Source organism: Planctomycetia bacterium (genome assembly GCA_016795155.1).
In the GTDB taxonomy this organism is placed as follows: domain Bacteria; phylum Planctomycetota; class Planctomycetia; order Gemmatales; family HRBIN36; genus JAEUIE01.
Genome location: JAEUIE010000033.1, coordinates 31577 through 51720 on the forward strand (window position 1 = coordinate 31577; position 20144 = coordinate 51720).

The following is a 20144-nucleotide window of genomic DNA, read 5'->3' on the forward strand; positions in this document are numbered from 1 at the left end:
CTTCATGATCATCTATTTCTTCACCGGCACATAATACTCCACATATCCCAGCATCATTTCATCATACGTTTGTGGCCCCCAGCGCACTTCCTTCGTGGAATCAGGGTTGGCGGGGTTGCCTTTGCTGTTGTCAAACCAGCCGGTGCCTTTGATCTGCGTGCCAGGAACCACTGCAATAGGTTCAGCCAGCCGGTAGTATAGCTGCCAGTTGAAATCATAGCGGGGAATATCGAGTACCTTGTAAGATGATTTTCCAGGTTGTTCAATTTCGTACAGGAAAGCCTTGCCTCTCAAGTGCATGTGGGGCAGAAACCCTAGAATGGTCGCATGGAATGGCACTTTCAGTTGTGCATTCACTGGATAATTATCCGCTTCAGGTGGAATTCTGAACCGAGTATTGACGATTCCCGCTACCTTCACTTCATTCTGCGGTGGCTTGTCCGCAAAGACCATGCCGATGCTGGTCTGATCGGTTGTTGACTGTCCATTGGGCGTATAGTGCATCTGGAAACGGAGCTTCGAACCCTTGGGTAGGAACTTCGCAAAACCATCGGGATAACTCAGCACGCTTTGCCCAGGTACATAAATGGCAAAGAAAGTCGTCGTTTCGTCCATACCCTGAATGTCTTCGGTGCCGGGAGGAAGAGCGAACACGAGTACATGGTGAACCACTTCGCGGGCTGAGGGTTTCACTTCAAGAGCCTTCACCCATTTGTCTTCAGTCAGCTTGGTATCCACATCGATGTGGATGTAGGGCATCACGCCGGTTGCTTTCACTGGAACCGCTCGTGGGAATTTGAACACGGCATCAGGCTTGCCAATCTGCCAGTCTTTCTCTGATGCACGGGGCAGGGGTGCATCGCTGGGGTTGCCTGCAGGCCGTTGGCTGCTCAGCCAACCGAGCAGATCAGCTTTGTCAACAGCGTTCAGCGAGCGATCATTGGCCCAGGGTATGTGTTTCTCCGTAGTGGAAACTGCAAACCAGGGAGGCATCGTCCCTTTTTCAACCACCTTGCGAATCATCCCTGCGTTGGCAATCACATCTTCCATTTTCTCCAGGCTGAATGGTGCAACGCCACCTTCACGGTGGCATTCCACACAGTTGGTCTGCATGATGCGGGAAACGCGATTGTGATAGGTCACCGCAGGCATTGCCACGGACTTGGCGTGACTGAGATCAAGTTCGCAACCCGGAGCGCTGGTTGCCTGCGGCTCAACAGGCTGATTCGATAACAAGGCTGCAACTGCATCAGCCAGGTAGGTCTCCCTCGGTTCGTTGTGGGAATAGCCCAGGCCGTACTGGTCATCAATGGCACCACGGTAGACCAGCGTTTGCCGGGCATCGAGCAGGAATACTTCGGCAGTGCTGTTTGCATTTAGCATCTTGCTGATGGAACTATCGGCATCGTGAACATAGGGGCTTTTTAACCCATGCTGGCTGATCTGCTTGCTGATGGTCGCATTCGTTTCGTTGGAAGTCGGATTCACCAGCAGCATGTTCACGCCTTGCTTCGCGAGTTTGGCTTCCAGTTGCACGAGCGTGGGTGCATATTTCTTGCAGATCGGACAGGTAGTATTGGTAAAGGCAATCAACAGGCCATTTTTACCAATCAAATTTTTCAAGCATATTGATTTGCCTTCGAAAGTCTTCAGTTCCATGTCGGGTACGCGGAGTCCGATGCCAGCATTGGATGCGGAAATAACGCGAGGCCCTTCACGCACCGGGGCAGGTTTGGAAACATCTGCGTTGCCCGCCTTCATCGGTTGCATGAAGTTTCGGACTTCTTCCAGTGTCAGGAAGCCATCCTTGTTGGCATCAGCACCTTTGAGGCGTGAGTAAACAATAGGCTGTGCCTTCAATTCTTCCTGCGACAGCTTCCCGTCGCCATTGGTGTCCAGCAGTTTGAAGCGTTGCGTCAGCAGATCATCCTGCGATGAAGCAGCAGTGATGAAGGTATAAAGTATCAGTGACGTAAAAAGCAGGCGTTTCATGAGTTAGTCCTTCAGGACAATTCAAACACTCCTCCCTTAAACAAGGGAAGGCCGGGTAGGGTTTCTCATTTGTCATCTATACTTTTCATTGTGGATGATGGTTTCACTTATGCAACCATCTCCGACAAGATTAGTTTCGCTCGTGACTTATAACCTATTCACTTACGCTGATGAATATTTGGTGAAAATAATCATATTCGAATCGTTTCCAGCAGCGGGCCATACAAGTCTGGTCGCCGCCCTGCTATGCGGTTCACTTCATATTCGCCAGGAATGAACACGGTTTGTTTGTTGCGGGCCAGGGTGGGATCGATAGTCGCCAGCAACATGCCCTCTTCATCATGATCCAGATAATCCAGGTCTTCACCTGTCCAGTCGATCAATCGGCTTTGGCCTATGAACCGGAACATATTTTCAATGCCTACCCGATTGCAGGAGAGGAAGTAAACATGATTTTCCAGTGCCCGCATGGCAGGGACGTGGGCCGAACTACCCCAGGCGCCTTCCGGCCAATTGGTAGGCAGCACGATCAGATCAGCGCCTAGTAATGAGAGGATCCGGCAAGGCTCTGGAAAGCTGCCATCGAAGCAGATCAGTATGCCGATCTTCAACCCGTCCAGGTCGTACACCTGGTAAGGCTCGGTGCCTGGCGTGACAAACCGGTCTACGCCGAGAAAGGGCAGATGGGTTTTACGGTAGTTGCCTACTACTCCCTCCGGGCCGATGCAGATGGCGCTGTTGTAGAGCTTGTCCCCTTCACGCTCGAGGTATCCCACTACGATGAAGACACCGAGTTCTTCACAATGCCTGATAAGCGACTGAATGGTCTGGCTGTCTTGGGTGATGGCGTTCTGCAAACCGTGTTCTTTGCTCTGGAAGCCGTAGCCGGTCAGGATGCATTCGGGAAAGACGATCAGCCTGGCCCCTTCTTCCGCAGCCAGTTCCATATGCAGTTCCACCCGGCGAAGATTGTCTTCCACATCACCAATCTGGCAATCCATCTGAATCGCAGCGACTTTCCACGGTGCAGCCATCGATGGTTCCTTTCACAATCACGAACACTTGCAAGCTGTAGAGTAGACCATTCCAACTGTCTTCGCTACAGAGAATTCATGGGAAGATGCGACATCACTGCGTAAGATGCATTATGGGAGCAGGAGAGCTGTATGAAGACCATACCCATTTTCCTCATTGATGCATTTACATCGGAAGCGTTTCGAGGCAACCCGGCAGGCGTTGTGCTGCTGGATGAGCAAGCCGATGCCATCTGGATGCAGCAAGTTGCCAGCGAAATGAACCAGGCCGAGACCGCCTTTATCGTTCCACAAGATAATAAAGAGTTCGGGCTTCGCTGGTTTACCCCCACAGTTGAAGTGGAACTGTGTGGCCACGCGACACTTGCGTCAGCCCATATCCTCTGGCGATTGCACAAAGTTGCCAAGGATGATCCGATTGTTTTCAACACATTGTCGGGGCAACTGACCTGTACGCGGGTAGAAAACAAAATCCAGATGAACTTTCCGACGAAAGTAGTCACACCCTGCAAGGAACCTTACGGACTGCTGGCAGCGCTCCAGTTGCTGGAAGCCAACATCTTCAGCAATGGCATGGATTACCTGGTAGAAGTGAAAGACGAAGCGACTGTTCGGAGCATGCAGCCTATTTACGCTGCACTCGCAGAAGTGAAGTGCAGGGGAGTAATTGTCACTGCCCGGTCGAGCACATCGGGATACGATTTCATATCCCGTTTCTTTGCCCCCGCCAGTGGCATCAATGAAGATTCGGTCACCGGCTCAGCCCATTGTGCCCTGGGGCCATTCTGGTCGCAAAGGTTGGATAAGCTTTCGCTGGTAGGCTACCAGGCCTCACCCCGAGGCGGTGTCGTCGAGGTTGATACACTGAGCGACCGTGTCAATCTGCGAGGCAATGCGGTTACATTCTTGAAGGGAGAGTTACGCGGAGAATAGAGGTTGTGGTTGAAGAATGAATGACAAGCAAGAAGTGGCATCAATCTAAACATCACAGTATCATGGCACGTTTTGGAGACTGACGATACTGCCAGCCCAATAAGTATCGGCCAGTGCGTTGAAGAGCCTATCGTCGGCTGTCACCATGATGCCGCCAAGTTGAACAGCAAGTGCGAGATAGAGGCAGTCGTACACTGTCCTGCCACTTCGATCAGCAAGATCAAATGCGGTGGGCACCAGTGGCAAAGTGACATGACGGGTGATATTCAAGGTTGAGAGCAGCGATAAGATGAAATCACCATCGGCACGTGGTAATCCTTCACGACGGATCTTCTTCCAGACGATGGCCGCCAGTTCAACGTCCAGGAAGTCCGGTGCATGTAACGGAACACCACATCCCTGGAGTCGTACTGCTTCAGCCGTATTTATTTCTTGTGTGAACCACTTGATAGCTACACTGGAATCGACGACATAGACACTCATCGATCACGATCCTCGCGGATGAGATCAACACTGTCACTGAACTTGATTCCCGTTGCTGCCAATCGCTCTCGAAAGGCATTGATTCTGGCCCAAGGATCTATGGGTTTTGTTACTGCCCCGTTCACGGCTGGCTTGGGCCGCACAGACACTTCCACTTCAAATTCCAAATCAGGCTGGCTGACTGGTATTTCGAGGTGCAGCTTGCCCTCAGCATCACTTGTTGAAGTCAGTACATAACTCATGACGAATTCCTCTCAAGTTGGATTATACCATGTATCCAGGCAAATTTGGAACTCAATCTGAACCTCGACAGCCAGTTGGTAACTATTTCTTTCCTGATGCCGATGTTGATTGCCTCAGAAACTGTGATGCCCGTCTCACACCGAAGCAAAGGACATAGGCCACTGCTGCTGTAATACAGATGAAGACCGGTGCTGCAATTCGTTCTGTACCTTCCAGCCCCTTGAGCGGGATGAAACATAACGCTATCTGAATGACGAGTATGTAGTAAAAGATAAAGCCAATTATCCAGTCAATCCCACATGTCAGGCAGACAGCCACTATTGTAAACAGGCAATAAGTCAGTGTGCTCAGTGGATGTACGCCAAAAATGGCGTACACCAGTGGCGTAAGGAGCGTGGCAAGTATGACCACCATGATGATGTAACGAGTCAGATAGGTACTCTCCAGCTGTGCAATTTACTTCCTAGTTGTTTTCATAAAACGAATGGTTTCTCGTCGACTGCTCTCCCCAATGGTGCTGGTTCGCGTATGTGTCATCTTTTCAAGCCATCCGTTTTTCAGATCAATAACAAAATCTGCATCATCTTCGATTGAGACACTTTTCGGAAAGTCATCCTTGGAAGCTGTCTTGCCTGCAAGAGATTCCAAGGTCTTCTTCAATGCTTTGGCGCCCTTCTCTGGATCAATTGTCTGCTTCCACCTGACTGTCCCCAATTGCTGTTTTTTATCGACAGACTTCAAAGTCAATACTGCTTTGGATGGAAATGGCTCTGATCCAGTGGGATTTGGCAAAACATCAGAATACTCAATTGATTCGCCAAGGCTAAGTGGGAAACCCATCAACATAAAAAACATTTGAGGTTCCTTTGTTGCAAGGATTTCAACCTGTTCCCTGGTGCGCATCGTTGCAAGACTCTGCTTTTTGATAAACGCCAGTCTGACCTTGTCTTTTTCAGTGCGTGCAAGCCTTTCGATTGTAAGGTCAACTGTTTCATGCAACTTGATCTGAACATCTTTCCAATTTCTCACTCCTGAGTACGCACCATCAGAATCAAGTTCGAGCTCGATCGGCAAGCTGTTGGTAATGTTCATAAACTTATGAAAGTATTGATCGTTCGCCAATTGAGCATTATCAACGGAGAGATTTCCCATTTTCCATTGAACGATAAAACCACCATCTTTGGATTTCTCCAATACTTCAAGATTAACTTGTGATTGAAACGTGACATTTGTTGGATTTCTTGGAGGTTTTTTTTCCACGACATTCTTTACATATTCGTAACTGACTTTGTCTCCGACTTTCCATTTCGGCAACAGTTCTATTTCCTTATCAAAACCATCAGTCTGCCCGTAACAATTAGAAGCAATGAAAACACACCATGAGAAAGTCCAGAAGTATCTGAGCATGAGTTAATCCAACTGAGATTTCGTTGCAACCAGCATGTTTAACAATAATGGATGCACATTACTCAGTCAAAGATATTGCTCTGGCTTACGCCACAATCGACCGTCTCCGCTGCAGATAATCCCACACTACATAGCGATCCAGATCTTTGCCTGCGACAAAGAACACTCGGCCTTTGGTGCTTTCCGCCAAGCGATACGCAAACCGTACATCCTCTTCCGACTGGTTCCAACTACTCAAGAGAAAAATGTTGATCGTGATGCCTTCCCGTTCGCACAGCTTGGCTTCGCGCAGTGTCGCCTCTTCCGTGCGTCGATCAGGCGGATAGAGAAGGAACAGTTGGCTGCCTTCCATATGAGCTGTAGGCAAACCATCGGTAATCAGCACCACCTGGCGATTAGGCGTATCACGCCCAGAAAGAAACATTCGGGCTTGCTGCAACGCATGCTGAATGTTCGTAAAGTGTGGAGGCAAATCGAGTTCGCTGATATTCGGCTTACTCAGATCAGCCTTCAGCCTTACAACTGGCTGAAACAGTGTTACTGGCTTGGGCAATAGTGATGCAATCTCAGAAGGATGCCGGGGCTTGGCCAGTGTGTACATCTCGATGAACTGGAGATAATCGCCGGGGAATTCCTTGCGGATCAACCCTTCGAGCGCCAACGCCATCCGTTTCACACTGACATACAACCCGCCGTAACGCATGGAGCCTGACATATCAAGCAGCATGCAGGTGGCAGCCTTGGGGTTGTTCTTGGTCTTGTGCACCACAATATCGTCGGTGTGCAGCCGAAGTGGGCGTTCGTTGCCTTGCCGCAGCATACTGTTGATAAGCGTTTGCGGAATATCCATCTGCGCGACACTGTCGCCAAACTCGTAAGGCTTGGTCGCCTGCAGTTCGACCGCGCCTTCGCCAATGATTGGCCCCTGATGGCGACCGCTGCGACCTTCCTGCAACTGGCTGAATATCGTCGTAAGCACCTTGTTCTGAAAAAGCTTGATCGCCTTGGGCGTGAGCTTGAACCCGCCGGTGTTGGTGTCCCGTTCTAGCCCCTGTTGTTCCGCCAGGTCATTGAGATACTCATTGACTGCACGGGTCATGTTGCGAAGTTGTTCCAGATCTTCCTGCTCGGCATAGCGCTCGAGTGCTTCCATATTGATGGTCGCCAGCCGGGCATTCTTCCGGGCCTCTTCGAGTTGCTTCAGCAACTCGTCAATCTCCAGCAATTCCTGTCGCACTTCGATGGCTGCCGGCACCGTCAGTTTTTCTTCGCCAGTGAATGTGTATCGACTTGCCAGGTCTTCCACTAGGTACTTCTGTCCGAGAATGTCAGATAGTTTGACGACATGGCGAGCGAAGTCCTTGTCCTGCTTGCTGGCCGGGAAGTAAAGTTCTTCCAGTGCCGCCAGTTGTTCTTCAGCAATGGCTTGATGATAATCTTTGCTCAGCTTGGCAGGTGGTTTACCTTTTTTGGCCTCGTCCTTGAACTGTTGGCTGGCCAACTTCTGCACATGTTCGGATTCATACGTCGCCAGAATCTTGGCTTTCCGTTCCCGCAAACGCTGCATGATGTTATCGATGCCGAATATGAATCCGTGAATCTGAGACGGATCAATTTCTATGGCATTGGCCAGTTCCTCTTCAGTAAACTCACGCATGTCGCCATAGTTCAGCATGTGTTCCATCGCAGCGGAAGCCATGTCAGGCGGCTCCGCAGTCGGGCTTGGGAACTGTACCGGATCATACTTCTGGTATGTATGGATTACGCCGCCGGGGGGGAGTTTGGACATGGTGCCTGTCAATACAAGTGGTGAAACGCAAAGCCATATTGTTCCATGAAACCACGATTATCTCAAGCGGCTCAGCGTAATTACTATCAATCGCCTTTGGTGTATCATCAAGGGTACTCGCCTTTGTATTGGTATTCTCCATTCTAAGAGGCTACGATAAGAACGCGTAATTCCTCTCAAGGATTCAGTATCATGGGTGGTTGGACACGTCTGGGGATAGTTCTCACGCTACTCTGGCTGATTGTTATCACACTCATCATACTCTTTGGTGTGTGGCCTTTGCTACAGGAAGAAGAAGCAACTCGTCCAGCCAAGTTGGAGCCACTCACTGCCGGACAATGGACCATGCTCTACATTGCCAGCTTCGGGATCATGCCACCGTTATTCATCTGGTTCCTTGCAGCGATGGCCGCCTTCGTCGTGCCCTGGATACGTGCTGGCTTTGAAGATATTCGCCAAGCTGGCGGAAGCTCCGAATGACTTTCGATTTCAATACCGACATGCCGATCACAGGTTGGCCTAGCCTCATCACCACCCTCAACACTATGATGTCTCTCCAGCATGGCAATCCGGAGACTGCGACCGGTTGCCATGTTCTCGTTGTGTAGAAGGTTTGAATTGCATGGAAACAGAAGTACCCATTGTTTTGGGTCTGATGACGCTAGTGATGTTGCTCTCACTGCTGGCTCCCCGGTTGCGCGTGCCGGTGCCTACGCTCATGGTGCTGGGGGGGTTGTGCATCAGCTTAATTCCCGGTTTACCTCAGGTAGTATTGCCGCCCAACCTGGTGTTCCTGGTGTTTCTTCCGCCGCTCCTTTACTCTGCAGCGTGGCATCTTCCCTGGCATGGTTTCAAACGCAATATCCGGCCGATTCTGCAATTGGCCATCGGCCTGGTAGTGTTAACAGCCTTGTGTGTGATGGCAGTCATGCAATGGGTAGTGCCCGAGATGCCTTGGGCATTGGCCTTGGCTCTTGGCGGTATTCTTGGACCGCCTGATGCTATTGCTGCTACTTCGGTAACTCGTGGCCTGGGCGTTCCAAGCAGGATCATGACCATTCTCGAAGGGGAAAGCCTGGTCAACGATGCCACCGGCCTGGTCATTTTCAGGCTGGGTATTGCTGCCATGCTGACAGGTACCTTTGTCCTGATAGATGCAGTCCAATTGTTTCTCATTGCTGCACTGGGCGGTGTGGCAGTGGGCCTGGTGCTTGGCTGGGTTGTCGGCAAAGCTCATCGCCTGCTGAACGATGTAACCATTGAAACCGTGTTGACGCTGATTACACCATATGCTGCTTACCTGATGGCTGAACACCTCCATGTTTCCGGCGTGTTGGCAACGGTTACTGTGGGCATCATGGTTTGCCGCAAGCAGGATGAATACTTTTCACCCCGCATGCGATTGCAGGCTACTGCCGTCTGGAGCACCATTGATTTTGTTCTGAACGGGCTGGCATTTGTGCTGATCGGTTTGCAGTTACCCGCAGTACTCAAACAACTCTCCAACGACAGTGCACTCTATACCACCCTGTTTGCTACAGTGGCAGTATACCTGACCGTCGTACTGGTCAGGTTACTCTGGATTTACCCCTCCGCCTGGATTCCGCGAGCACTTTTCAAGTGGATTCGCAAGCGTGATCCCATGCCACCTGTGAAATATCTCGTGGTCATCGGCTGGTGCGGTATGCGTGGCGTGGTATCCCTTGCTGCAGCACTGGCCATTCCTGAAATCACCAATGAAGGTACACGGTTTCCCTATCGGGGCATGTTGCTGGCCATAACCTTTGGCGTGGTCTTAGGCACGCTCTTCATTCAAGGTTTGACGTTAGCTCCGTTGCTCCGACTTCTCGGCTTGTATGATGCAAAGGCAAGTTCAGATGAACACGAAATCCAGATACAACTCGACCTGGTTGCCAGTGCAATTTCGTTTCTGGAACAGAAGGCAGGCGAGCACCCCGATCATCAGAGCCTGATCAGGAAGCTACGCGAGCATTTTGAAAGGCAAGGCGAGATCACTGCAAGCCAACTGACGATGATGAGTCTTTCTGCAGAAGATGCACGCGCCTTCGCTCGCCCCAGCCTCGAACTATTCCTGGGCGCTATCCGAGCCCAGCGGAAAAAACTGAAACACCTGCACGATGAAGGAGAAATTCACGGCGAAGCCCATCAGCGCCTGCTCGATTCACTCGATATGGACGAATCCCGCTTCCGCCATGTCTTCGCTTCGCAGTTGCGGAAGAAGTAGGGGCTACTCCACCTCATACACCATCCGTCCGTGCTTGGTGCTCCGGCTGATCCGGTCACTTGCATAAAGCCCGGCCAACACGAACTCCATGCAACTGGCTCGCACTGCTTCGTTCTCGCTGGCATTGACCTCAAACGCTTTTTCCCAAGCCTTGGGCACACGCTTCAGCCGATCGGCATAGGCCTTCGATGGCAGCATATCCCCTACTTCAATGCGAATGCCTTTTGCGAAGACATCCACAATTTCGTTCAGATTATGCTGATCGACAATCTCTTCAAAAACCGTGCGGACTGCATCAGCCTGGATGGCTTCGATCACCTGCTTTTCGCTCATCTGGTTGCTGCCCATCAGGTCGAGTTCCAGCTTGCCCATGGACGACGACATGCAGTGTGCCAGGTCGCTGATGCGAGGCACCGCAGGTTTCTCGCCAAGGCGAATGCCTCGATGACGTGCCGATGCAATCATGGTCTTGTAGTTGGCGATGCTGAAACGAGCCGACACACCAGAAGCATGATCGACATACTTGCTCTTGCGGGCCGCCACCGACATCTGTTCGCAGATGGCCTTCATGAACGGAGGCACCAGTACCGGGAACTCACCACCCAGTTCAACATTCGCTTCCTGTTCCATGATTTCCACACCTACGGAGCGTTCCAGCGGATAGTGCGTCTGAATGATCGCTCCAATGCGATCCTTGAGCTGTGGAATCACTTTACCCGAACGGTTGTATGTAGCTGGGTTGGCTGAGAACAACACGAGCACATCAATATCAAACGAGACCGGGTAGCCTCGGATTTGCACATCGCGCTCTTCGAGAATGTTGAACAGGCCCACTTGCACCAGTTCATCCAGCTCAGGCACTTCGTTCATGGCAAAGATGCCCCGGTGCATACGTGGGATCAGTCCAAAGTGCAATGCTTCCTCATCCGCCATGCTGGTGCCGCCAGCCAGTTTGGCCGGGTCGATTTCACCGATCAAATCTGCAAATTTGGTACCCGGCGCCAGTCGCTCGGCATACCGCTGGCTGCGATTCCACCACGCAACAGGAATCTGCTCAGCAGACTTCTCCGCTACCAGTTTCTTCCCCGCCTTGCTGATCGGTGCAAATGGATCATCATGGAACGGAATTGCAGGATCATCCAGGTACGGAATCCACTCATCCAGAAAGCGAACCAGCGACCGCATGATGCGGCTCTTGGCCTGTCCCTTCTCTCCCAGGAAAAGCAGATCGTGCCCAGCCAACAGCGCAATGTTGATCTCAGGTAACACGGTATATTCGTAGCCGATCACGCCTGGGAACAACTCATCGCCCGCGGCAAGCTTGGCAAGAAAGTTGCGGCGTATCTCGTGTTTCACCGTACAGGATTTCCAGCCGCTTTCTTTAAGCTGGGCCAGAGTATGAATCTTGGGAGCAGGCTTCTCTACCGGATGCTTCATCGAGGTGTCTCGTATCAAGGAAAGGGACAATGCGCCATTCTACGCAGCATGACCAAAGTTTTTGTAAAAAATACGCTTCGTTCTTCAATTCAATTGGATTCACAACATTCGCGGTTATTCAACGGTTCTTGGCATTACTTCCAGCGGTCCAACATCCACTTCCTGAACCTTATCCTTCGGACTGTCCAGATATGCCTGCAGCATGATCTGGGCTGCCACCTTGTCGAGTTGCTTCTTCCGCTGCGAGGCCTTGAGTCCACCTGCTTTCAATTCATCCCAAGCGAATGCTGAACTGAACCGTTCATCACAATAGAGCACAGGCAAGCCGGTAATCTGTTTCAACCAGTCGCCATAGGCTCTCACTTGTAGTGACTTCTTGCTCTCCGCCCCACTCATGTGCACCGGTAAGCCCATCACCAGCCCCACGATCCGCTCTTTCTTCACCAGCTGCAAATAATACTCCGCCTCCTGCTCACGCTTCTGCCGTTCGTAGATCAATAACGGCACCGCGATCTTCTGATCCCGATCACAAATCGCCAAGCCGACGCGTACCGTGCCGAAGTCGATGCCGAGAAGTGGGCCGATGGGTCGTTTGCCAGTGTGATGCATGTGTATTAGTGTATTCTTCAGTGGGCAAACATTCAGTTCCATAGTCGAACGACTGGCAGATATTATTGCCCATCGGGTATTTACCACACTGTACACTGGTATGACATCTGAATTGGCACGGTTAGCGTGCTTACACGCAAACCATGGCGCCCGAGCGTCAGGACTACTTTTTCTTTGTCACCAAATCTGGAAATCGCCAATCGATCATGACGACCTTCATGCATACCTGAGCATAATCCATTTAGATTTTGACAATTGAAGCTGATTCGTTCAGAATGTCGGCCAGTCTTCGAAGGTTCGGAACATGTCCAATACTGCATCAACATCGTTACATGGTTTTCTTCGAGCAGTCATCCCGTGGGGCATCGTGATGACAATCCTGGTGCTGGTTGGAATCAGCCTGCACCTGATTACAGGAGTTGCATTCAAATGGGGCCTGCTGTTTTTTGGCGCCTTCTTTGCGGGTATAGGTGGCACGTTTCTGTTTGGATTGATCAAAGGGTGGACATGGATTGAGAAGACACCCGTTTATAAAAACTGGCAGACACTATTAGGTGACAAGTTTGCCAAGCCTCTGTTGTTCATTCTGATGACCCTAATTGTGATGGTTGGTACTATTACAGTGGCGTTACCTGCGTTCATGGGTAAGCCACAATCCAAGGTCGCGCAGGAATATCCGCTTCCCAACTTGCCCATAGTTAGGCCGAAAGGTCCCAGCAACAAAAGCAGAATCATGGATGTCAAAGATCCTGCTTACGTGGAAACCATCAAGAAAGAGTTGCAGTCAGAACAGGAGCATAACGAAGCGTTCCGATCCATGCTGAGAGGCCTTTCCCATTCGCACACTCCACAAAAAACGCTGACTGAATTGAATGAGTTGCTGTTCAGTCAGTTTAAAACTGCTGACCTGGAAACACAACGATATGTTGCCAGTAGTCTGAATTCGTTTGGCACGAAAGCTGATATCCCCAAGATTGAAAAACTGATCAAGGAAGCCACGGATGACGAAGTTAAAAAACAAGCAAAGCGATGCATTGAATATATTTTGTGGTAGTGAGGAAGTCCGGGTGCCAAAACCAAATCACCAGTCTGTTGTTTCGTGGCATTGCTTAAACCCTGGACAGATTGCTGGACTTCCTCGTCGTTGATCTGCTGGAGAGATGCAGACAGCGAGCCGTTATAGGACAGAGTAAGCAGGCACCGGCGGGCATCTTCGCCATAAGCTTTGAGGTGCTCATCCACCACGGCATCGAGTAATGCAGCGGGGGTGGTGGAGAGAATGTGGTGCTTGATCAGAATGGCACTCAGCTAAAGATGTTTCTCGAGAACCCAATGGTTCATTGCCTGGATGAGTTCATCACCCTGGATGAAATTCATTTGAACAGCAAGGATGTCCACCAGCAGATTGCGAGCTGTGGACATGGTTGCCAATACAGTCGAAAGTTACTTGACAATGACCATATCAAAAATGGAGAATGTGGTTCCACTGATGGATTAAGTTTCGTTAATTTGGCACATGGTGGATCAGAAATAAAAAATTGAGCCTGGTGAATCTACCCAGATTGCCAAAACGAATCATTTCTTCGCATGCATATGCCTTCATCTCTAGCCGGTAATGCTTCATGCAACCTGGCTATGCTTCTTTTTCTATGGAGTTGATCATGCGTCGTTATGCGACTTCGTCTCGCTCCCTGTTCCATTTTCCTCGATTCCGTCCCATGTTTGATGTATTGGAAGCTCGCGATGTACCCGCTGCCGGGCTTCAAATCATCCACAACTCTCCTTACGAAATAGCTGCAGAGGTCGATATCTATGTGAATGATGACCTGCTGCTCGATAATGTTGCCTACCAGCAGGCAACTGGTTTTCTCAATGTTCCCTCAGGTGTCGATCTGAATGTAGCCATTGCACCAGGCAACTCCGCTTCTTCCGCTGATGCAGTTTTCAGCACGACAGTGAACCTCGAAGATGGGAAAAACTACGTAGCTGTCGCACTGGGTGATCCGCTTTCGGCAGACCCCGCAACAGCCTTTGGTTTAGCAGTAACCTAAAAGGGCGAACGACAGGCAGTTCTGCCAGCGACGTGGATGTGCTCATTCTGCATGGCACGCCCGATGCACCAACGGTGGATGTGGTTGCCCGTGGCGTGGGAACGCTTGTGAATAATTTCTCTTTCCGTGAATTTGCCAATGGTGGCGATTACCTGACCGTGCCGCCTGGAAACTTTTCTCTCGACATCACGCTGGCCAATGGTCGCACGCTGGTTCGCAGCTTCGGGGCAGACCTCACTGGGCTGGCAGGTGGTGCTGCCGTCGTGATGGCGACAGGCCTGGTCAACCCCGGCACCACCGGAAATGATTTCGGTCTGCTGGCTGTTTTCGCAGACGGTACCACCGCCCTTTTGCCTGTTCTGGAAAACGTGGTTAACGGTACCAGCAAGAATGACAAAATCAAAATCGAAGAAGGCAACGGCGTTTATACCGTAACCGTCAACCGCACCACCAGTACGTTCCTGGCATTGACCAATCCATCGATCACTATCAATGGTCTTGGTGGAAATGACAAGATTGATGGCAGCCGGGTCAATACCATTAGCCTGACCATCAACGGTGGAAGCGGCAATGATAAGATCTGGGGTGGCAACGCTGATGACCTTCTCTTCGGCAATGATGGCAACGACAGGATCTTTGGTGGCCGAGGCAACGATCTGCTCAACGGCGGCAACGGCAACGATAAACTCTACGGTGAGGATGGCGATGACATCCTCGAAGGTGGCAACGGGCGAGATTATCTCAACGGTGGCCGCGGTGTGAACCAGTTACTGGGCGGTGCCGACAACGATATCCTTCGCGCTCTTCGAGGCAGCATCAACACCTTCGATGGTGGCACTGGCAGGAACATCATCTTCCTGGTCTCAGGATCTGATGTTGTCATCAACAGCGGCGGGCGGGATAAGATTATTCGCTGATGCACGGTAATCAATTGATTGAAGACCCTCTCTTCCGAATGGGGGAGAGGTTTTCAGTTGTGAACGGGTTGAAATGGTTCCACAGACGTTGTGCATGTTTGCATAGCAAACCCTTTGACAAGCTATGCGGTGTGTTAGATAATCAGGATCACCACGGGCCTGCAAAGTGGGGCGTTTATGCTTCAGCTATTGCTGCAGGAATCGGTTTCCTGACTGCAGCAGCAACGGGCCTGCACATCGCACGACATCGCCGAACTGAACAATAGTCGGGAGAACTTCGGTTACTCGCAAAAATAATAATGCGGTGAATTGGCACGGTCAGCGTGAGTACCCACAAGCCATGACGCTCAATATGCATCATTTCAAGCGTTTGGACTCTTAAAATGAATTATTTTTCGCTGCAAGTTATACTTAGCTCCGCTTCTTTACTGGAATAGTGAATACTACAATCTTTCAGGACGGTTGTTGCGCTCAGCGAGTTGTCAAACTCACGACGAAATGTTTGACAACCGATGTGGCGTGGTAGAGAATCGCATCTAAGTCGAAAGCATGGTTTGCGTGCACACAATCAGCGCGTCCAAACAAACCAAGTCATAGAGTAGAGTCAACAATGTCTCGGCGCAAGCATCAAGTACCTGTGAGCGACATACCGCTTTATACAGGTAGACAGGAACTACGGGTGCAAAAGCTGGGATACTTCTGCGGCGTACTTTGTGGGTTGGTCATTCTGGCCACGGTGATCACTACCATCCTGCTATGTAACTCTCACGGACCAAGCAGCGGCATGGAAGCCGGGTTCGTGTTTCTAATCTTGATTCCCCTGTCTTCGATACCTGTTGGTATAATTTGTCAGTACGGAGCAGTCGTATCAGCTATAGCGAATTTTAGAAACTCAAGCCCGGAAGCCCGAACTGGTTTGTGGTTATCACTGGGGGGCCCGGTTGCAGTTGTGATCTGCTACGCTGCGTGCTGGGGTATCATAGTGGCTACGGGTGTATAGACATCTGCATCGTGCACTGACAGACCCAAATCACGATGTTGCCAGAACGATGGACCGCGATTGAAGCCTAGTTGAACGACGACAATAACACATAGCGTCAATACACACCGCATGTTTGCCTATGCTACTGCACCCTCCTGCGTTTTTGTTTTGTTGTAATGAACGCTTACTGCTGCATAATTACGACAGTGAAGGAAGACTACAGACTTTCCCAAGTGACGTTTGACATTTGAAGTGGTGTGGTAGAGAATCGCATCTATCCCGAAGGCATGTTTAACATGGATACACGCCAACTACGGAACAAGGGGGAGTCAACAATGTCTCCACTAGAGAATCCTGCGACTTCGCGCCGTACCCCTAGTTATGGTGGCAGACTGGACCTTTGGGCGCAAACGCTGGGCTACTTCAGCGCAATTCTTTGTGGGTTGATCATACTCGCCACTGTGGCCACAACGGTCTGGGTTATCTCCATTCGTGATGGCCATACAGGCGATGTCATGGAAGCCGCATTCATGTTTCTCTTCTTAATTCCAGTGGCTTCTATCCCTGTCGGATTGATATGCCTGGTCGGGATGATCGTGTCTGTCAGTGCAATGCGAAGATACTCGAGTCTAGAAGCCCGAATGGGTTTGCGGCTCTCTCTGTGGGGCCTGGTTGCGGTTATTGCCTGCTATGCTGCGTGTTGGGGTATCATGGTGGCTAGCGGTGTTTGAACATGACAGCCTCGGCAAACGAGTCGCGGCTGCTTTGCGTGAGCGATCGGTGATATCGGAGAAAACGAATGGCACAAATTTCAACCACCATGAGGAGTTTGCTGATACTAGTTTTGGCTTATCCGGTCTTGCAAGCGAACAATCCACCTACTGGTAAGCAAGATACAAAACAGAGTGTCAAATTACCGAAATCGGTGGACCTGCGACCTCGATTGAATTCCCTGGGACTTGTGCCCCGCGGCCAAGGTCCTCGGAACACCTGCTCGGTCTTCGCGACCATAGGTGCGATGGAATTTGCTGTCTCCAAGCACTTCGGACGTGGGACGCTGCTGAGCGTTGAATATTTGAACTGGGCTTCCAATGATGCGATCCACGATCCAACAGATGGCGGGTTCTTCCATGATCTGTTGAAGGGGTTTGAGCAGCATGGCATCTGTCTGGAAGCGGATATGCCGTATCAGAAGCAATATGACCCCAAGCTCAAACCATCCGAAAAAACGCAACAGAAGGCAAAGCAGATTCATGGGCTGGGGTTGCAGGTGCACTGGATTAATCCATGGAAGCCTCAACCAGGACTGACCGATGAACATCTGCGTAAGATCAAAACCGTGCTGGCAAAGGGCTATCCTGTGGCGGCCGGTTCGAGCCACAGCCGTCTCATCGTGGGTTATGTGGACGATGGGAGACAACCTGGAGGGGGTGTCTTTCTAATCAAAGACTCTGGGGCTGCAGCTTATAACACGATAACCTACCAGTTTGCGAAGGAGAAGGTTGGCGACGTGATCTGGGTTGAAGCCCCCACTAAGCAGAAAGAAAAAAAGACAGGCAAATGATGTCTCGGAGCTGCCATCGTTTCGGTATACCGGAACGATGCTCAAGTCGCCGATTTTTGGACAGACGTTAGATGAACGTTAGCGAAGCAGCATACTGCTTCTGAAATTCCTTGAGTACCACCTCCTGGTGAACTTCCTTGTCTTCTGCAACAAATATCTCACTCAACCCACCCTTGGCATGTGGCCGCAGTATGCGATACCGCTGATCGGTGTCAGTTGGCTTTGGTGACAATGCTGTTGGCTGACTGATTTCCAGACCTACGGTCTCGGCACCCGTCTCATGCTTTGTGGGAATGCTTAAATCCTGAACGGATTGCTGGACTTCTTCATCCTTGATCTGCTCGAGAGCGGCAGGCAGTGAGCCGTTGTGGGAGAGCGTGAGCAGGCACTGGCGAGCATCTTCGCCATGCGCTTTGAGGTGCTCATCGACAACGGCACCGAGCAATGCAGCACGGGTTGTTGACAGAATCTGATGTTTTGTCAGTATCGCACTCAGCGAAAGATGCTTCTCGAGAACCCAATGGTTCATCGCCAGGATAAGTTCATCGTTTCGGATGAAATTCATCTGAACAGCAAGGATACCCACCAGCAGATTGCGATCTGTGGACATGGAGACCGGCTACTTGGGAAGATCGTCTGATGGCAAGGATCATATCACGAGAAAGATGGGAGTGCCACTGGTGAATTGAGATTCGGTGGCTTGGGGTGCGGAGGGGGTTGTCTCTGTTGCCATGGACGCTCATCGCCGTATCATCTCGGCGGAGCGAGATGACTACAAATTGCCATTGGCTAAATTTGCGGCTCATGGTACATCTCCCATGCTGGAAGATTCCCTTTTGGGGGATGTAACAAAAATCAGGCGGAGACAGGGATGTCAGCCGACTTGCTGCAAAGCCTCCAGGAGTGGGGCAAGCCGAGGATTTTAGTGCTCGGCGACATAATGCTGGATCGTTATGTCTGGGGTGATGCGGAGCGTATCAGCCAGGAAGCGCCCGTTATTTTGCTGCGTGCTGACAAGCGGGAAGAGCGGCTGGGCGGTGCGAGCAGCGTCGCAACCATGCTTTCCCATCTCGGTGCAGAAGTGTTGCTGGCCGGGGTAGTAGGCAACGACAGTGATGCTGAGCGGGTCAGGCAGATTATTGATGGTCTTGATATTGATCAGTCAGCGGTGCTCTGCGATGAGAGCCGGCCTACCACAGTGAAAGAGCGATACATTGGGCGGGCACAGCACAAGCATCCGCAACAGATGCTTCGCGTTGATTTTGAAAGCCGCGAGGAACTGACGGCGGAACTCGAATCGAAGCTGGAACATCTCCTTGATGACATGATGAGCAGCATCGATGTGGTGCTGGTGAGCGATTATGACAAGGGTGTATGCACGGCCAAGCTGACGCAGGCAGTGATCCGTCTGGCGCGAGCAGCACACAAGCCGGTGCTGGTCGATCCCATTCGTTGCAAAGGCGCGGAAACGCCTCATCCATACGACAAATACCGGGGCTGTACGACCATGACGCCGAACCGTCTGGAAGCCAGCCTGGCGACTGGTCTGCCGGTGCGTAACTCGGAAGAAGCTTTGCAGGCGGCCAAGCAGTTGTTGCATCGTTATGAAATGGATGGCAGCATCATCACGCTCGATAAAGATGGCATGGCCCTGGTAATGGCTAATGGCACGCAGGCTATTTTGCCAACTCGGCCCAGACAGGTATACGACATCACAGGTGCAGGCGACATGGTGCTCAGCGTGCTGGGCATGGCCCTCGCGCATGGCTCCGATTTCACCACCGCTATTCGCCTGGCGAACATCGCTGGCGGGCTGGAAGTGGAAAAGATTGGTGTGGCACCGGTCACTCGCGAGGAAATGGTTGAAGATATCCAGCAAGTGCAGCGACTGGAGCAGACAGGCAACCTGTCGAACAAGGTTGTCACGCACGATGTGCTGCAGAAGGAACTCGTGCAGGAACGAGCCGACGGTCATCGCATCGTCTTTACCAATGGGTGTTTTGATATTCTGCATGCCGGGCATGTGCAGTATCTGCGCGAAGCCAAGGCTCAGGGCGATATTCTCGTTGTGGGGCTGAACAGCGATCAGAGTGTGCGGGAACTGAAAGGCCCGACGCGACCGATCAACTGTCAATCGGAACGGGCACTGGTGCTGGCAGCACTTTCGAGTGTTGATTATGTCACCGTGTTTGATGATCAGACGCCACTGTCGCTTATCGAACTGGTGAAGCCCGATGTGCTGGTGAAGGGTTCCGACTATCGCAAGGAAGAAGTAGTGGGCGCCCGCGAAGTGGAATCGTGGGGTGGCAGGGTACATCTTGCCGGCCTGCGGCCTGGCTGCAGCACTACCGGCACTATCCTTCGCATGGTGGGGCAAGGCGGCGAAGAGGAGAATTTGAAGAAGGTGGCTTAAAAGGGGTGAGGGTTCAGGGGACAGGGGTGAGCTCAGGAGTAAGGA

General features: G+C 51.3%; 18 protein-coding genes. 8 read left to right on the forward strand and 10 right to left on the reverse strand.

The window, feature by feature from the left end; genetic code table 11:
- Window positions 1-12 precede the first annotated feature (12 nt).
- Window positions 13-1992 (reverse strand): redoxin domain-containing protein, encoded by a 1980-nt coding sequence (locus JNJ77_13345; protein MBL8823568.1) that lies wholly within the window; start codon window positions 1990-1992, stop codon window positions 13-15.
- A 191-nt stretch (window positions 1993-2183) separates the two neighbouring features.
- The gene (locus JNJ77_13350) at window positions 2184-3026 is read right to left on the reverse strand and encodes a carbon-nitrogen hydrolase family protein (protein MBL8823569.1); all 843 of its coding nucleotides are present in this window, start codon (window positions 3024-3026) and stop codon (window positions 2184-2186) included.
- Between the two features lie 132 nt (window positions 3027-3158).
- Between JNJ77_13350 and JNJ77_13355 the strand changes: the two genes are divergently transcribed.
- A complete protein-coding gene (locus JNJ77_13355) occupies window positions 3159-3959 on the forward strand; it encodes a PhzF family phenazine biosynthesis protein (protein MBL8823570.1) in 801 nt (266 codons plus the stop codon).
- A 60-nt stretch (window positions 3960-4019) separates the two neighbouring features.
- Here JNJ77_13355 and JNJ77_13360 read toward each other — a convergent pair whose 3' ends face one another.
- The 5 genes from JNJ77_13360 to JNJ77_13380 all read right to left on the reverse strand — a co-directional run bounded on the left by JNJ77_13360 (window position 4020) and on the right by JNJ77_13380 (window position 7881).
- Window positions 4020-4442: a type II toxin-antitoxin system VapC family toxin gene (locus tag JNJ77_13360; protein ID MBL8823571.1), complete on the reverse strand. Its 423-nt coding sequence runs from the start codon at window positions 4440-4442 to the stop codon at window positions 4020-4022.
- A complete protein-coding gene (locus tag JNJ77_13365) occupies window positions 4439-4684 on the reverse strand; it encodes a hypothetical protein (protein MBL8823572.1) in 246 nt (81 codons plus the stop codon). Before JNJ77_13365 ends, JNJ77_13360 begins: the two co-directional genes overlap by 4 nt.
- Window positions 4685-4766: 82 nt before the next feature.
- A complete protein-coding gene (locus JNJ77_13370) occupies window positions 4767-5099 on the reverse strand; it encodes a hypothetical protein (protein ID MBL8823573.1) in 333 nt (110 codons plus the stop codon).
- 42 nt (window positions 5100-5141) lie between these two features.
- Window positions 5142-6092 carry a hypothetical protein gene (locus JNJ77_13375; protein MBL8823574.1) on the reverse strand — a complete coding sequence of 317 codons (951 nt, stop codon included), beginning with the start codon at window positions 6090-6092 and terminating at the stop codon, window positions 5142-5144.
- 85 nt (window positions 6093-6177) lie between these two features.
- Window positions 6178-7881: a hypothetical protein gene (locus tag JNJ77_13380; GenBank protein MBL8823575.1), complete on the reverse strand. Its 1704-nt coding sequence runs from the start codon at window positions 7879-7881 to the stop codon at window positions 6178-6180.
- 192 nt (window positions 7882-8073) lie between these two features.
- Between JNJ77_13380 and JNJ77_13385 the strand changes: the two genes are divergently transcribed.
- Complete coding sequence (locus tag JNJ77_13385) at window positions 8074-8361, forward strand: hypothetical protein (GenBank protein MBL8823576.1); 288 nt, start codon at window positions 8074-8076, stop codon at window positions 8359-8361.
- A gap of 142 nt (window positions 8362-8503) precedes the next feature.
- Window positions 8504-10126 (forward strand): Na+/H+ antiporter, encoded by a 1623-nt coding sequence (locus JNJ77_13390; protein ID MBL8823577.1) that lies wholly within the window; start codon window positions 8504-8506, stop codon window positions 10124-10126.
- Between the two features lie 3 nt (window positions 10127-10129).
- Here JNJ77_13390 and JNJ77_13395 read toward each other — a convergent pair whose 3' ends face one another.
- Both JNJ77_13395 and ruvX read right to left on the reverse strand, forming a co-directional pair.
- Complete coding sequence (locus JNJ77_13395) at window positions 10130-11563, reverse strand: magnesium chelatase (GenBank protein MBL8823578.1); 1434 nt, start codon at window positions 11561-11563, stop codon at window positions 10130-10132.
- Between the two features lie 114 nt (window positions 11564-11677).
- The gene (ruvX, locus tag JNJ77_13400) at window positions 11678-12172 is read right to left on the reverse strand and encodes a Holliday junction resolvase RuvX (GenBank protein MBL8823579.1); all 495 of its coding nucleotides are present in this window, start codon (window positions 12170-12172) and stop codon (window positions 11678-11680) included.
- A 304-nt stretch (window positions 12173-12476) separates the two neighbouring features.
- On the opposite strand from ruvX, the gene JNJ77_13405 reads away from it, so the two are divergent.
- The 4 genes from JNJ77_13405 to JNJ77_13420 all read left to right on the forward strand — a co-directional run bounded on the left by JNJ77_13405 (window position 12477) and on the right by JNJ77_13420 (window position 17686).
- A complete protein-coding gene (locus JNJ77_13405) occupies window positions 12477-13226 on the forward strand; it encodes a hypothetical protein (GenBank protein ID MBL8823580.1) in 750 nt (249 codons plus the stop codon).
- A gap of 607 nt (window positions 13227-13833) precedes the next feature.
- Window positions 13834-14223: a DUF4397 domain-containing protein gene (locus JNJ77_13410; GenBank protein ID MBL8823581.1), complete on the forward strand. Its 390-nt coding sequence runs from the start codon at window positions 13834-13836 to the stop codon at window positions 14221-14223.
- A 32-nt stretch (window positions 14224-14255) separates the two neighbouring features.
- Window positions 14256-15140, forward strand: coding sequence for a hypothetical protein (locus tag JNJ77_13415; protein MBL8823582.1), 885 nt, complete (start codon window positions 14256-14258; stop codon window positions 15138-15140).
- 1781 nt (window positions 15141-16921) lie between these two features.
- Window positions 16922-17686 carry a C1 family peptidase gene (locus tag JNJ77_13420; protein MBL8823583.1) on the forward strand — a complete coding sequence of 255 codons (765 nt, stop codon included), beginning with the start codon at window positions 16922-16924 and terminating at the stop codon, window positions 17684-17686.
- Window positions 17687-17753: 67 nt separating this feature from the next.
- Here JNJ77_13420 and JNJ77_13425 read toward each other — a convergent pair whose 3' ends face one another.
- The gene (locus tag JNJ77_13425; GenBank protein ID MBL8823584.1) at window positions 17754-18296 is read right to left on the reverse strand and encodes a hypothetical protein; all 543 of its coding nucleotides are present in this window, start codon (window positions 18294-18296) and stop codon (window positions 17754-17756) included.
- 261 nt (window positions 18297-18557) lie between these two features.
- Here JNJ77_13425 and rfaE2 point away from each other — a divergent pair, with 261 nt between their 5' ends.
- Window positions 18558-20099, forward strand: coding sequence for a D-glycero-beta-D-manno-heptose 1-phosphate adenylyltransferase (gene rfaE2 / locus JNJ77_13430; GenBank protein ID MBL8823585.1), 1542 nt, complete (start codon window positions 18558-18560; stop codon window positions 20097-20099).
- Window positions 20100-20144: the final 45 nt, after the last annotated feature.